Here is a 13,638-nt window from a genome sequence, read left to right as displayed (position 1 = left end):
AAAATATTTAACAGAGTCTAAGAAGGAGTAAAATGATTAAAAAATACGTGATAGTAGTTGGGTTATTCTCTATTCTCTTGGGACTAACGGCCTTAGGAGCTACTAACTCTAGTTTAGAGCAACTGAACTCGACCGTCACAGCGTTAGAGAATCACACGGCGGACTATCCATCAGTGGCAGTACCATCGTGGTTGGACACAGGGAGTAATGCGTGGATGCTCACGGCAGCTACTTTTGTTGGACTTCAGAGCGTGCCGGGAGTAGCGTTATATTACGCAGGTCTTACGAAGAAGAAGTACGCTATTAATAGCGCCATGATGGTGTTCTACGCGTTCGCAGCAGTCCTCGTCATATGGATGATAGCTGGTTACAACTTCGGCTTCGGTAAACCTCTGTTAGAGATTAACGGATATGGCATTCTCGGTTCACCAACGCCCGCAACAGCTGGACTTTACGAAGGTTCGCAGACGATATATGGACCTGGTAACACTCCGCTAGACATTCCAACTTCAACTTACATATTCTTCCAATTCGTGTTCGCTGCGATCACTCCTGTCCTATTAGCTGGAGGGGTTCTTGAAAGGATGAACTTCAAGGCTTGGATGGTATTTGTACCTTTGTGGTCTCTCCTAGTTTACAGTCCAGTGGCTTATTGGTTGTTCGCGGGAGGTTGGCTAAATCAGTTAGGTGCGGTAGATTTCTCTGGAGGGTACGTGATTCACGTGGATGCAGGAGTTGGGGCACTAGCGGCTGCACTGGCCGTAGGTCCTAGGCTAGCCTCGGAGAGAAAGCTGGAGGCGCACAGCTTACCCCTTCTATTGGCTGGGGCAGGTTTAATATGGCTAGGCTGGGACGGATTTAACGGAGGGGACCCTGGAGGATCTACCATAGACGCTGCGATTGCAGTACTCAACACTAACGTAGCTACCGCCGTTAGTGCAATAACCTGGATGTTAATGGACATGAAGTTCTTCGGTAAACCCTCCCTTATAGGAGCCACATCTGGGGCAATAACGGGATTGGTAGCTATCACTCCGGCTGCAGGTTACGTAAACGGGATATACGCTATGCTGATAGGTATAGCCTCTGGTTCCCTACCTTGGCTTGCGCTCTATAAGTTAGAACCTAAGCTGAACATTGACGATTCTTTAGGCGTCTTCTCAACTCACGGCATAGCTGGTATTGTTGGGGGTATACTTACTGGAGTCTTCGCGGATCCAAACGTGACGAAGTACGTTGATCCCACTCTCGTCGGAGCGTTATATGGAAACGTTGCGCAGATAGGAATACAGGCTCTGGGAGCTCTGGTCGTATTTGTGTACGACTTCGCAGTAACTTACGGTCTCTTGAAGGCGATAGGTCTGTTCATACCTCTGAGAGCACCACCTGAAGCCTTAAAGGAGGGAGACTACGCAATACACGGAGAGGTGGCCTACGTTGAAACCAATGGAAGGATAGTTGAGAAAGCTGAGGAAAAGGTAGAGGAGAAGGCCAAGAAGAGAGAAGAGGGCTAAGACGCCAGATGATTTTTTTAATTTCATGTTAGGTTTCTTTACTAAGGTTTCCCCTTCCACTCTATGTATTCTTTCAACGCTATACTATTGTTAGTCTCTGGCTCGATCGCGACCCTAAAAGGTGGGATGAATTTAAATTAAGATATTCACAGAAACTGGATAAAAATCCTAGAGTACAAGAGTTAATGGAACTCTCTGAGAACAATACGGTAACATACTCGGCAAAAGATGCACTTCCTTAACTCATCCGAAGGCGCCACGTTCTCCATCCATTTATCTATCGCTTCGATATTGCTTATCCCTCTGGGCCACAACCTATCAACTAGCATCCTCACTCAGTCGTTAGAGGACGATCATAGATTCTCTTTACCTTAATCATTGGATTACTTCTGGAACGTCAATAAATTGATAAACAGGAAAATCAGTATTCGCTTAGAGTCCCCTTCTTCCTTGATGAGTTAAAAGAGTAGAGGTAGAACAAAGCTCCAAGAGGTAAGAGTATTGCGTTGAAGATAAGTAGAACTATCAATATCCCTCCTATTGCTATAGGTCCGTATCCGTCCAACATGGCTAGCCTCAAGCCGTTCAGCGCCCAAGTGAGAGGGATCGCCAAGCTTATGTCCTTCAGCCACAAAGGTAGGACGGACACCGGGAAAACCGTCCCTGACATGAGGGTGGTGAATGTCGAGAAGAAGAAAGATATAGGGTTGCCTTGCTTTACAAACATAGTGAAGCCTGCTGAGATCATAGAGAGCCCAAGGGATGCAGACAAGAGCAGTGTTAAAACGAGGAAAAAGGAGAGCAGATTTACGTGATATTGGGTGTGAAGGATAGCACCTATGGCAAGGATCACTCCTGCGTTTACTGAATTTATTGTGAATCCCCAAAGAGCTGAATAAAGTAGAAATGATAGCACCCCTCCGTCCGAGAGAACGTAGTATTCAATCGTACCGTAGAGCTGCTCGTTTCTGAGTCTTTGGCTCAACGTTGATATGGTTGAAGAGACGTAACCCTGAAAGGCCAGCCCTATTATCATGAACTCGGTGTAGTTGCTTGCTCCCTCAAGGTTTAACTTCCCTCCAAGTGAGTCTCCGACGAAATAATACGTGAAAACCGGTAAGATCCAGGAGAGGACGTTTAAAATCATCTGTGTTTTATAACTGCTCCATATCTTGAACCCTCTGAGGTAAATGTAAGCGTAAACCTTAGCTAGAGTGCCCATCTCCTATGTCCTCCCCCCGTCCTGTTGGTGGTGGAGTCGGCCTCCTCCGTGAGCGAGACGAAAACGTCCTCTAAAGTGGCCGGTTCCCTCCTTATCTCCTCCCCGTCTACGTTTAGATTCCCAGGAACTCTGACAAGGAAGTAATTATCAGAAAAACCTACTACGAACTTCCTTAGCTTCGGGTCAGCCTCTTTCACTTTGATCAGTTTCATCGTCCCAATCCTTTCCTTCAGCTCTCCAGGAGGCCCCTTAGCTATCACTTTGCCTCTATTTAAAATAACTACGGTGTCAGCAAGATCCTCCACTTCTATCATGTTGTGAGATGTCATAAGAACGGTCTTGCTCCTGGCAAGCCCTTCCACTAATCTCCTGAACTCCCTTGAGGAGATCGGGTCCATACCTAGAGTCGGTTCATCCATTAGGATGACTGAAGGATCGGTGATGAGCGCTCTAGCGAGCGCCAACTTCCTTGCCATCCCTGTGCTGTACTTCATGTAAGGGACGTTCATCCATTCATAGAGACCCACAAGCTCTAGCAGTTCCTTGCTTCTAGATCTAGCCTCATTCAAAGACAGGCCTTGAACCGAGGCGAAAAAGATTAGGTTCTCTAAACCAGTCAGCCTGTAATAGAACGCCCGATCGCTAACCATCATGATCCCTAGGCGCTTCCTGACCTGTTTGGCCTCTCTGGTGACACTGAAACCGTCAACAAGAGCGTCCCCCAAGTCGGGAACAGTTAAAGTGGACAAGATCTTAATTAGGGTGGTCTTCCCAGCACCGTTATGACCAACCAGTCCACATATCTCTCCCTTATTCACGTCAAAGTATACGTCGTTGAGAGCTCGAATTTCCTTCCTCTTCACTTTAAAGACCTTATGAACTCCCTCAACTTTGATCATTCAAGATCTCCTCCAACTGAGAGAGTATTCTCCTTAATCTCTCCCTAATCTCTGCGTTAATCAGTTCCTTGTTTTCAACAACGTACCTGATGTTATATTCCACGTCTCCTATCACAACGTCCAAGTTACTTTGTGGAGCGAGAAGTTTCCTCCCTTTCTCCGTTATTTGATAATACTTCTGCCCTTTCTCCGCTTTTGACACGGATATTAGCTCGTTCGACTCCAGCTTATCTAACGCGGGATATATTGCCCCAGGAGAGGGTCTCCATATACCTTGAGTCACCTTCTCGATCTCCCTAATGATCTGGGCACCCGTCATCTCCCCCTTTTTACTGAGCAGAGACAGGATCAACTCAGACAAACCTCTCCTCCTGTGCCAGTGCCCATACATAGATATCGATATTGATATCGGAATAAAAGGATTTGCTAAATTGAGCCCTTCAGGGAGAGATCGCTAGAATAAACGATAGGGGAACCCTTTCCTGAAGTGCTAACCCCCATAGTTACCTCAACGTTAAATCCGTGTTCAAGCCAATGGGATTGAAAGTCAAGTCCCTTTTAGCTTTTCTCTTCACAGAGAAAGAGTCACTCAACGGTCTCGATAGCCAGGATTGAGACACGTTTTGAGGTCAAATTGATCCTTATTTGTTAGCTTTTTTTAAAATATTATCTTAGATATTGATTCAAGATTTAAAAACTGGGATTTCTTCACTCACCTCCTAACAGCCCTATATAAACTATATATCTTCTCGTAAACTATATTCTAGTATAATATAATAAGTTGACTATATACAATTTATTTAAAAATATTTACCCTCACCTCACTTTATGAAAGATGTATTCAAACCGCTAGATGAGAAGAAGTTCTCTTTCTTTCATGTTAAATCCTTGCTAACTACTGGGATGGGCGTTTTCACTGACGGTTACGATCTTTCCTCCATAGGAATAGTCTTGTTGCTAGTTCTCTCCGAGTTCGGGATAACGACGAAGAGTCCTGATTACGTTAGCTTAACAGCTGCCATATCAGGTTCAGCGTTAGCTGGAGCTGCCGTAGGCGCAATACTCTTCGGGTTTCTATCAAACATGGGGAGGAAGACCTTTTACGGCGTGGATGTGGCCTTGATGACTGTTGGGGCGTTGCTTCAGGCTTTCGTTACCGATCCAACCCAGTTGATCATTGTGAGGTTCCTACTTGGCTTGGGCGTCGGAGCTGATTACGTGCTCTCACCAATGATAATGGCTGAACACTCTAACGCTAAGGATAGGGGTAAGATAATAGCTCTGGGCTTCGGCCTATTCTGGGGCTTCGGAGCCACTTTAGCTGCAGTGGTCTACCTTGCTCTCCAGGCAGCTGGGGTTCCATCGTATCTAATATGGAGGATTGTCCTAGCGGCTGGAGCTGTACCCGCAGCTTCCGTTATTTACTTGAGGAGGAAGATACCAGAAACGGCCAGGTTCTTAGGAAGGATTAAGGGAGACGCGGAGAAACTTAAAGGAGTTATAAGGGAGGTAACTGGGGAAAACGTCAGTGTAGACCCTGAGATAAAGGATAAGACCAGCGCGCTATATTACATTAAAAGAAATTGGAGCGTCTTCCTATCTGCCTGTCTCCTTTGGTTCCTCTTCGATATAGTGGCCTACTCAGGGATTCTCTTCGGTCCTAGCCTCATAGCGCAAAGCTTGGGGATAAACTCAGGAGTTTTCCAGCTTTTAATAGAGGGAGCCTTCACGGTACCTGGAGGGATAATAGCGTTATCTCTCATAGATAGGGTAGGAAGAAAACCTCTCCAAGTTATAGGGTTTGTAGGGATGGCGCTTTCGCTACTTTCGTTTTCTCTATATAAGAATATGGCAGGTCTAGCTTTCTCCCCGATGATAGCGTTTGCGTTATACGGGTTGCAAAACCTTGCAAGTCAGGCAGGACCAGGATCCGTTTCCGCTTCCGGGATTTTAGGGGTAGAGTTGGCTCCTACCAAGGTGAGGGGAACGATTCAGTCTCTTACCGTGGCGTCTGGTAGGATAGGCGCCACGTTGACCTCCTTCGTCTTCCCTTCACTTTTCCACCAGTACGGAGAGGCGTTCGCGATCTACTTCCTTGCGGGAATCGCAGCTATCGCCGCAATCCTCACGTTTGCGGTCATACCTGAGACGAAAGGGAAATCGCTAGAGAACTCATCAAGAGAGATAGATCTAGTTCAAACCTGAAAGTGTTGAAACATAAAAGTCAAACTTTTTCTCCCGCTTCAGGGGACGCTAAGTTCTCAGCAGGCCGATCCTCATCTAACGTGCCTTCGAAAATTGGTCTAATGACCTCTCTCAGTATCTCGCTGTCCCCGTGAAGAACCCTAACTGCCTCCAAAGTGGTGATCTCGATCTTCCTTATGTGATTGCCAACGTTTAACCTAGAGGAGTTAGTTATGACGAACCTGCCCGAAACGTTACATTTTCTCCTCTCGTGCTCAACGAACTTCACCTCAGATAGTAAGCTAACCTCTTCGTCCTCTTCCCTATCGTCGTTCATGAGCTTGACCTCTCCGAGAAACGCTTCCTCCCCTCTCAGGAAGAAGATCCCAACGACGAGCGATTTCCCATTCGCTTCGACCCTCTTACCTCTAGAGTGAACGTAAGTTATCCCTAGCTCCTTGGCCTCAGAGGCTATCAAGTCCCTAATTTGCTTCTCCAGATCCCTTGACTTACCTTCTGGATCGTTCAGGGAGTGCGAGCTCTTAATTCTCTCCCTAATGCACTCCAGGTCCTCACCACACTCCTTCTGAAAGCTCTCGACCTGAGATTTCATGTATTGTAAAATTGAGCTGACCGTGTTAAGTTCACCACCGTTCCAGAGGGATAGCACTATAGGGAAGAACTCCTCAACGAGATTATGACAGTACACGTCAACTATCTCCCTGATGTCCTCAGCAGTCAGCATCGAATCTAGAGATATCCTGCTCTCGTCTAACCTTCTCCTTATGGCTAGATCGGTTACCTTGCTGTAAGAGTCAGTTGGTATCGCCATGATCACCGGGATCCCTAGGCCAGAGTTGATCAGCCTATGGATTTTTGGGATGTGGGAGTCCCTGACCTCATCGATCATGAGGTTAACGTCGGTGAAGTTCTTCAGATCCGAGATGAACCTTAGGACCCCGTCAAAGTTCCTCTGATAATCAAGGCAGTAGAGCCTTAGATCAACCTCTTCATATTTACCACAGGCTTGGCTCAACCAACTCTCGAACTTTATGCCCATAATTCTCTTAAGGAAGTTATAGCCTAGCTTGGCTTTTTTGGAGTTTAAGGAGGACCTTACGATCTCCCTTATCTTCGTTCGATCAACCTTGTCCCAAAACTCATCCTCGATGTCGTTCCTGCTCGAAAGGTCCAAAAAGAAGGTCATCCCTGAGGACTGCGCCTGAGCCTTCTTTAGGATTGTCGTTTTTCCCATTCCTGGTTGCCCTATAATCGAAGCTATCTCCTTCCTTTTTATGGCCTCCAAAGTCTTCTCCAGATATCTTCTGTATGTAGGCCCTACTAACACAACCTGCATGGAGTTCCAGGTGGTAACAGTCAGCTTGGGTACGTTACATATCAACTAGCTCACCTTCTCCTCTTGACGATTCCGTAAACCGAACCCCTCCTCACGTATCCTTCTTCTCCTCCAGCTATCAAGTCGTAATGGCTCTCAACGTGTTCTCTCACGGAAGAGTAGAACTCCTCTTTCGTGAGCCCCATCTCTACCCTTATGGCCTGAAGGTGAGCGTAACCTAGGTTATCTTTTATCTTATCGTATATCTCATCGAAATTGTCTACCTTTACCCTAGATTGTTGGGCTATCATCTCGTGTAGCTTGTTTAGCTTAGAGTTAAGGCTGGAGATCTCAGCCAATATTAGGTCAAACTTGTCTAAGTTTGGGGCATATCCCTTACTTCCCTTAAGGTTGAAAGACTTGACTTTCCCTTCCCTCTCTAATCTCTCTAACGTTTCAACAAGCTCGGACCGACTTTCAAACTTCCTTCTAAGCTTGGAGAGCGAAACTGGTTTACCGTTGTATAGTCTCTGGATCGTAGCTAAAACTTCGTCATCTCTGATCATGAACCTAGTATTAGAGCCAATCCTTTAAATAAGGTCCGGGTGAGTATTACGACGTAAGTGCTTAGGGTGAGAAGACCGTGTGAGCTCGAAATTCAAGCTAACACCGAATCGAAAGTTAAGTCGCTTACACGTATCGGTCTTCTCAGCTGATGGTACACCTATCAGGGCGCATCTACTGCTCTACTTACCTTTGAAAAGCCTTTAACCTTCAGAACTCCTCAACGCGTTTAATCCTCATGAACGAACTCTATGACCCACGTAGGTGATCTCAACGGCTGGAACTCAACGTCGACTCAAAGAGTTTAATCTAGCGAACGAGCCCTTCTAAAGTCAGTTCCTCTTGTTTATCTTCACGGTCTCTGGAAGGCCTATCACAGATATCAAAACCAAAAGGGATGAGATTAATAGAGCTGCGCCCAGGTCATCCTTTAATCCAAAGGGCATGAGTAAAACTAAGCTAACGCCAAAGCCCCCTCCTACCAATCTGCCAAGGAAGAAAACTGCGTTTGTCCAAGTGGCTCTGGTCTCAGGGGGGAAAACCTCACTCATCCAAACACCGAAGTAAGCGAAGAAGGAGGACCCTATCATCAACGCAATGATGGTCAAGGCGATGAGGATAGAGTTTAGACTAACTAGCATCACAATAGAGAACACAATCGAGATAGCTACGAAGACGAATGTGGTTTTCTTTCTTCCTAAACTGTCTGAAACCCTCCCTGCGAGAGTGAAGCTTATCATCCCTAGTATGAGAGCTATGGAAAGGATCAGAAAGGAATCAACTTTAAGCATGGATAGTACGGTGAAGGAGAGGGAGACCAAGGGAACTATGAACAGGAAGGATCCCACTGCGAATATTGAGCCTAGTATCACGGTCCTTATCAGATCTCTTGATGTGGACCCACGATAACTCCTATTCCTCCATCTGGACTCAGGTATGAGGAACCACAAGGCGAAGGAAAGGCAGGATATTAGGCCGAGAGAAAGGAAGTAAGCGTTAACGTTCTTGAAAAGGATAGCCCATATGAGACCAATGAGACCACCAATAAAGTACAACCCTTGCATTAAACTTCCTACGAGTCCTCTATATCTCGGAGGCGCTAACTCAGCAGCGTAAGCGTAGCTTAGTCCGTTCTCCCCGTTCACACCGAAGCCTATGATGAACCAAATCAAGTAAAGAAGAGGGAGCTCTCTTATCGCTATGTTCATGATGAGCGGTATCGTAAAGAGGAAAATTGAAATAAGTAGGGACATCCTTCTGCTCCACCTATCAGCTAGCATAGAAAGTAGCACACCTCCTATTGCCCCACCTATCCAACTCATGGGCACTGTGAAGTACACGCTACGGCCGTAAAGCGAAGCTAAGGTCGGCAGTACAAAGCTTATGGAGTAAACAGAGAGGGCTGCCAAAAGGAATATTAGAAGCAAGGAGACGATAGACTTTAACATAGCTAGATAATTGTTAGCCTTAAAAAAAGGATTTCTGATAAGACATCTATATCCGAGAGAACTTAAGTCTTACCTTTCGGTCTTCTCAGTTGATGGCCTATCATGGCCCATACGAAATCCAACCCCTAGCTTACCTCACGGTTCGTAAATGAAATCTTCGAACTTTTACTGGGCCGGAAGAACGTCATGGGACATTAACCTGATCATCAAAAGGTTAACAGTTTAACGATAAATGATTTAACCATATCAACAACTATATATCTATGAGTAGATCAATAGTTTTGCTAATACTTGTTTTAGGTACTTTAATGGCTGCGGTTGACTCCACGGTTGTCTTACTGGCCTTACCTACAATCACTACCGATCTGAGGACCAACCTTGATCTCACAATTTGGACGATCTTAATTTACCTTTTGGTAGTAGCCGTTATGACGACTCAGCTGGGTCGGATTGGAGATCTCCTCGGGAGGTCAAGGATGTACAACTTAGGATTCGGGATCTTCACTTTAGGTTCAGCGCTTTGTGGCCTATCGCCTACAGCGGAGGCGTTAGTTGCTTTTAGGGCAATACAAGCGTTAGGTGCTTCCATGCTTCAGGCCAACTCAGGGGCAATAATAGCAGACGTTTTCCCTCCCAATGAGAGAGGAAAGGCTTACGGCTTCACTTCAATAGGATGGAACGTAGGAGCAACTCTAGGTATAGTCGTAGGGGGAGTACTGACGACGTTGGTTGGTTGGAGGTACATATTTTACATTAACGTTCCAATAGGGATAGCAGCTGTCATCTTAGGCGTCAGATACGTTAGGGACGTTCAGAGAGCTAAGGCGCAGAAGCTAGACGTGCCTGGAATGTTACTCCTCCTCTCTGGACTATCAATGATAACTTATGGGGCCTCAGACGTAGCTGGAAGGGGGATAAACGCGTTTAACGGCCCCCTCATTGGTGCAGGAGTTATCATGATTGCTTCCATGTTGATTTACGAGAGGAGAGCGGAAAATCCCATAATCGACCTCAAGGCGTTTCAGAACAGGGTCTTATCGTTCTCCATCCTGGCCTCTTTCTTTCAAAGCATGGGCTACCTCTCCGTAGTGTTCGTGATCATAATGTACCTACAAGGGATAAGGGGCCTGAGCCCTCTAAACGCCTCCCTACTGCTAGTTCCTGGTTACGTTGTGGCTAGCTCCCTAGGTCCCTTCGCCGGTAGGCTCTCCGATAAGATAGGAGCTAGGATCCCTGCCTCCATCGGGATATCAATGATGATGGGAGCAATTTTAGTTTACTTAACCTTAACTCTCTCATCGCCTTTATACGTCATTATAATAGCTTCAGTGATAGGAGGTCTAGGATCCGCCATGTTTTACCCGGCTAACAACAGTGCAGTTATGGCTAACGCTAGGAGAGGATTTTACGGTGGAGCTAACGGACTACTGAGGACTTTAGCTAACCTCGGTACGCTATTCAGTTACGTACTGGCCTTAACAGTGGCCTCCCTTTCTATACCTCGTTACGTGGCCTTTGAAGTGTTCTTAGGCACTATTGACCTAGTTGGTGGGGTCGCAGGGTCTTTCTTAACTGGAATCAAGGAGGCGTTAGTCGTTGCGTTTTTCATCTTGGTCATAGCTTTGGTTCTCTCAGCCTCAAGGGGTAAGGAGACAAGGATGGAAAGGAACGAAGCTAAAACTTCTAACCTAAAAGCTTAGGATAACTATTTTTTAAGAACTCGTAACTTCATTAGGGTTTAATGCAGAGGACAAGAAATCACGGAGCTTACTTCATGATTATCCTAACTTACCTCCTCACGGTTACGGCTAGCCTAAAAACTCTAGTCCTGGTAATACTTCCCATCATGATCCTACACGCCTTGACGGTTGATCTAACCTACAGCAAGATGCTTGCTCGCAAACTAAGCAAGCTCGATTTGGTCTTAATGGGAGTCAACGCGATCCCCTACGTTTTCTTGTTCAGGCCTCTGCTTTTAATCCCTGCCTCGATTTTCCTACTCTCGATCATCCTCTCCTACTCTAAGGTAAACGTTGTACCACAAGTTCTAGGGACTTTAGGGCTCTCCTCCCTTTTACTTCCCTGGATTTCAATAGTGCGAGGGATCTCCCTGTTGGACGTTTCAGTTTACTTGATCTGGTGCTCTTACACTCTTGTAGAGGCCTTATACGTGGAGTACAAGCTCCCTTTTAGGAAGTTGAGAGCTAGAGCGGTCAAGATAGGGTGGCTGACCTCCATAGCTATCAACGCTTTGTTCGTTCCGTTCTTTCCACCTGTGGCGTTAACGTTGATCGAACCCAGCGTTAGGTTCCTTAGGCCAGGAAATAAGTTATCCAGCGCCACTGAGATCAAGGAGCTGGGTAAGAAGGGTAGCAAAAGGACGGGTCTACTTTTCACTTTACTTTTAATCATATTATTGATTTATCAATTCAAACCCCTTTGAGCTAGGTTTTATTTAAATAACGTAATCTCCAAGCCCAGCTTCATGTGTTTCTTCTTCATCGTTTTTAGGTTTCCTTTACAGTTCCCTAACGTCACGTTTTCACTAGCTCTCAGACGTGTGGTCCTGAAGTTAACTTTCACGAATTTACCCTAATAGATAGGGGGTCTAGTTATTATCTAACCTGACATGAACTCAGGTCATGAGACCGGGGTTACTCCTCCTGATCCAGGCGATAGGTCTTCTCCTGTTAGGTGGGGTTCCTGCTGTTCTGAACTTCATGGATGCGCAAGGCTTTCCATATCCTCTACCTACTGGTCTCTTCGGGTCTCACCCGTTCGTCATGGTATACGGGTTCTTTCTGCTCCTTATAGGCAATGAACTGCTTGTGGCTTTAAGCAGGGAGTGGAGGGGCGAAGTGGCCCCGTCTTGGATTATACTCACGTTCGATATAATAGTGCTAGTAGCCAACGCACTTGATATCCTGAACGTTCCCTTATCTTTCTACCTCGTGATCGCAGCCATGGTTCTGCTTGCCAACTACTCAAAGGTCTACCTCTCTACCTCTAAGATAGGGCTGAAGCCCACAGTATACAACTACATGCTTTTCTCAACGTTGATCATCTCCTCTATCGTAGCGAGCTTCCAGTCCGTCTTCTCCCTTCCTTGGTTAGGTTTAACGTTTCCAGCTTTAACCATCTTCGCAATAATGAGTCGGGACCTAGGTCTCGTCCTAGGCGGTAGGGTTATAAATCAGGACGAGATGCTCTTAGCTTACTTTTCGCTCTTCCTCGGTATCGTAAGCTTTGGAAGTTTATTTTCTCAGGTTCTGATTTTCATAGCTTGGGCGCTCTCACTCCATGCGTCTAAGATACCCTTTTCTAAGGGAAGACCTTACAGTAAGGTCGCCTTAACGATAGCCTGGCTATGGTTGCTGGCCTCAGCCCCACTTCAGTTAAACTACGACGCCTTCATTCACTCCATAGCTTTGGGGTTCCTGTTTAATACCGTGTTCGGAGTCGACTCAGTTTTAATCGACATGTTAATTGGAGTTGTGGGCAAGCGTGTCACCTTGAGGCCCTCTCCTATACCTTTGATCCTCCTCAACTTAGGGCTCATAATGCGCGTAGCCTTCGATTTAGGTTTAAACTCCCCAGTCTTTTACCTTTCTGCCCCATTACAAGGGGTGGGGATCCTCTCCTTTTACGTTTTGACCTTCAGACAGGTCCTCCCTCAGGTGAGAAAAGTTGATAAGGAAAGACCCCTTATGTTTAAGGATGAAAGGGCCGATAGAGGTTGAACTCTACGTCTTCAGGAGAGACTGCAGAGTTATGCAAGTTATGGGTGATAAACATTCAGTAATAGAGAAGGTAACGCCTAAGGCTGGGTTCACCGATCACCTGATTGAGACTGAAGTTAACGCCGAGTTGAAGAAGCAGTTAAGGGAGAGAGGAGTGAGGGTAATAAATCTAGGTGAGAGGAGGATCTGGGCTAGAGCCCCCAGCTGTTCAGCCTGTAGACTACTCAGCGGGTCGGACGCCATGATACTTAACGCCTGGCCTTTGAGTAGGGAGGAGATAATCTACAGGGTTCTAGTGCCTTCTATGGGTTACCTTAAGGACCTGCTCTCGCAGCTAAATAAAGAATCTATGAGGCCAAGGGTGATGAAGACTATGGAGGTCTCTTTGAAAAGCGAGAACGCTCTAACCGCTAGGCAACTTCAGGCCTTGATGTTGGCCTACAAGAAGGGGTTCTTTGACGTTGAGAGGAGGACCTCATTAACCGATTTAGCCAACGTTTTGGGAATAAAGCCTTCCTCTGCAGAGGAGTTGTTAAGGAGGGCGCTTCATAAGGTAGTTGGGGATTACTTAAAGGGTTTAGATTAGTTAACGTTCGGTTCTCACTTTTGGCTCTGGACCAAGAACGGTGTACGATAAGGTAATTAAACGTCGTTAGACAAGGTGTTTGGACATCAATTAATGTGATTTAGCGAATCTCGAGCAGGGTATCTGACACTATTTATGAACAGAT

Annotated in this window: 12 protein-coding genes and 1 pseudogene; 6 read left to right on the top strand and 7 right to left on the bottom strand. The window is 46.1% G+C overall.

The window, feature by feature from the left end; genetic code table 11:
- Nucleotides 1-32: 32 nt before the first annotated feature.
- Nucleotides 33-1,514: an ammonium transporter gene (locus MCUP_RS06275; RefSeq protein WP_013737942.1), complete on the top strand. Its 1,482-nt coding sequence runs from the start codon at nucleotides 33-35 to the stop codon at nucleotides 1,512-1,514.
- 233 nt (nucleotides 1,515-1,747) lie between these two features.
- Here the strand turns inward: MCUP_RS06275 and MCUP_RS10140 are convergent.
- From MCUP_RS10140 to MCUP_RS06260, 4 genes and pseudogenes are all read right to left on the bottom strand, one after another.
- A pseudogene (locus MCUP_RS10140) lies at nucleotides 1,748-1,893 on the bottom strand (DUF488 family protein, N3 subclade); the annotation flags it as partial.
- Between the two features lie 42 nt (nucleotides 1,894-1,935).
- Nucleotides 1,936-2,736: an ABC transporter permease gene (locus MCUP_RS06270; RefSeq protein ID WP_013737941.1), complete on the bottom strand. Its 801-nt coding sequence runs from the start codon at nucleotides 2,734-2,736 to the stop codon at nucleotides 1,936-1,938.
- Nucleotides 2,724-3,635 carry an ABC transporter ATP-binding protein gene (locus tag MCUP_RS06265; protein WP_013737940.1) on the bottom strand — a complete coding sequence of 304 codons (912 nt, stop codon included), beginning with the start codon at nucleotides 3,633-3,635 and terminating at the stop codon, nucleotides 2,724-2,726. The genes MCUP_RS06270 and MCUP_RS06265 overlap by 13 nt, the downstream gene beginning before the upstream one ends.
- A complete protein-coding gene (locus tag MCUP_RS06260; RefSeq protein WP_048057545.1) occupies nucleotides 3,622-4,026 on the bottom strand; it encodes a PadR family transcriptional regulator in 405 nt (134 codons plus the stop codon). Before MCUP_RS06260 ends, MCUP_RS06265 begins: the two co-directional genes overlap by 14 nt.
- Nucleotides 4,027-4,463: 437 nt before the next feature.
- Between MCUP_RS06260 and MCUP_RS06255 the strand changes: the two genes are divergently transcribed.
- Entirely contained in the window at nucleotides 4,464-5,840 is a 1,377-nt protein-coding gene (locus MCUP_RS06255; protein WP_013737938.1) for an MFS transporter, read from the top strand.
- A 19-nt stretch (nucleotides 5,841-5,859) separates the two neighbouring features.
- Here MCUP_RS06255 and MCUP_RS06250 read toward each other — a convergent pair whose 3' ends face one another.
- From MCUP_RS06250 to MCUP_RS06240, 3 genes are all read right to left on the bottom strand, one after another.
- Nucleotides 5,860-7,221, bottom strand: a complete 1,362-nt coding sequence (locus MCUP_RS06250) for a hypothetical protein (protein ID WP_048057544.1) — start codon at nucleotides 7,219-7,221, stop codon at nucleotides 5,860-5,862.
- 5 nt (nucleotides 7,222-7,226) lie between these two features.
- Nucleotides 7,227-7,721, bottom strand: a complete 495-nt coding sequence (locus MCUP_RS06245) for a hypothetical protein (protein ID WP_013737936.1) — start codon at nucleotides 7,719-7,721, stop codon at nucleotides 7,227-7,229.
- A 330-nt stretch (nucleotides 7,722-8,051) separates the two neighbouring features.
- Nucleotides 8,052-9,167: an MFS transporter gene (locus MCUP_RS06240; RefSeq protein WP_013737935.1), complete on the bottom strand. Its 1,116-nt coding sequence runs from the start codon at nucleotides 9,165-9,167 to the stop codon at nucleotides 8,052-8,054.
- Nucleotides 9,168-9,430: 263 nt separating this feature from the next.
- On the opposite strand from MCUP_RS06240, the gene MCUP_RS06235 reads away from it, so the two are divergent.
- The 4 genes from MCUP_RS06235 to MCUP_RS06220 all read left to right on the top strand — a co-directional run bounded on the left by MCUP_RS06235 (nucleotide 9,431) and on the right by MCUP_RS06220 (nucleotide 13,493).
- Nucleotides 9,431-10,867: an MFS transporter gene (locus tag MCUP_RS06235; protein ID WP_013737934.1), complete on the top strand. Its 1,437-nt coding sequence runs from the start codon at nucleotides 9,431-9,433 to the stop codon at nucleotides 10,865-10,867.
- A 41-nt stretch (nucleotides 10,868-10,908) separates the two neighbouring features.
- Nucleotides 10,909-11,610, top strand: a complete 702-nt coding sequence (locus MCUP_RS06230) for a hypothetical protein (protein ID WP_013737932.1) — start codon at nucleotides 10,909-10,911, stop codon at nucleotides 11,608-11,610.
- A 199-nt stretch (nucleotides 11,611-11,809) separates the two neighbouring features.
- On the top strand, nucleotides 11,810-12,907 hold the full coding sequence (locus MCUP_RS06225; RefSeq protein WP_013737930.1) for a DUF8744 domain-containing protein: 1,098 nt from the start codon (nucleotides 11,810-11,812) through the stop codon (nucleotides 12,905-12,907).
- Nucleotides 12,885-13,493 carry a helix-turn-helix domain-containing protein gene (locus MCUP_RS06220; protein ID WP_048057543.1) on the top strand — a complete coding sequence of 203 codons (609 nt, stop codon included), beginning with the start codon at nucleotides 12,885-12,887 and terminating at the stop codon, nucleotides 13,491-13,493. Before MCUP_RS06225 ends, MCUP_RS06220 begins: the two co-directional genes overlap by 23 nt.
- Nucleotides 13,494-13,638: the final 145 nt, after the last annotated feature.

This window comes from Metallosphaera cuprina Ar-4 (assembly GCF_000204925.1).
GTDB lineage: Archaea > Thermoproteota > Thermoprotei_A > Sulfolobales > Sulfolobaceae > Metallosphaera > Metallosphaera cuprina.
Note: the sequence above shows the minus strand (reverse complement) of the source record. Positions and strands in the feature narration are given on the sequence as shown.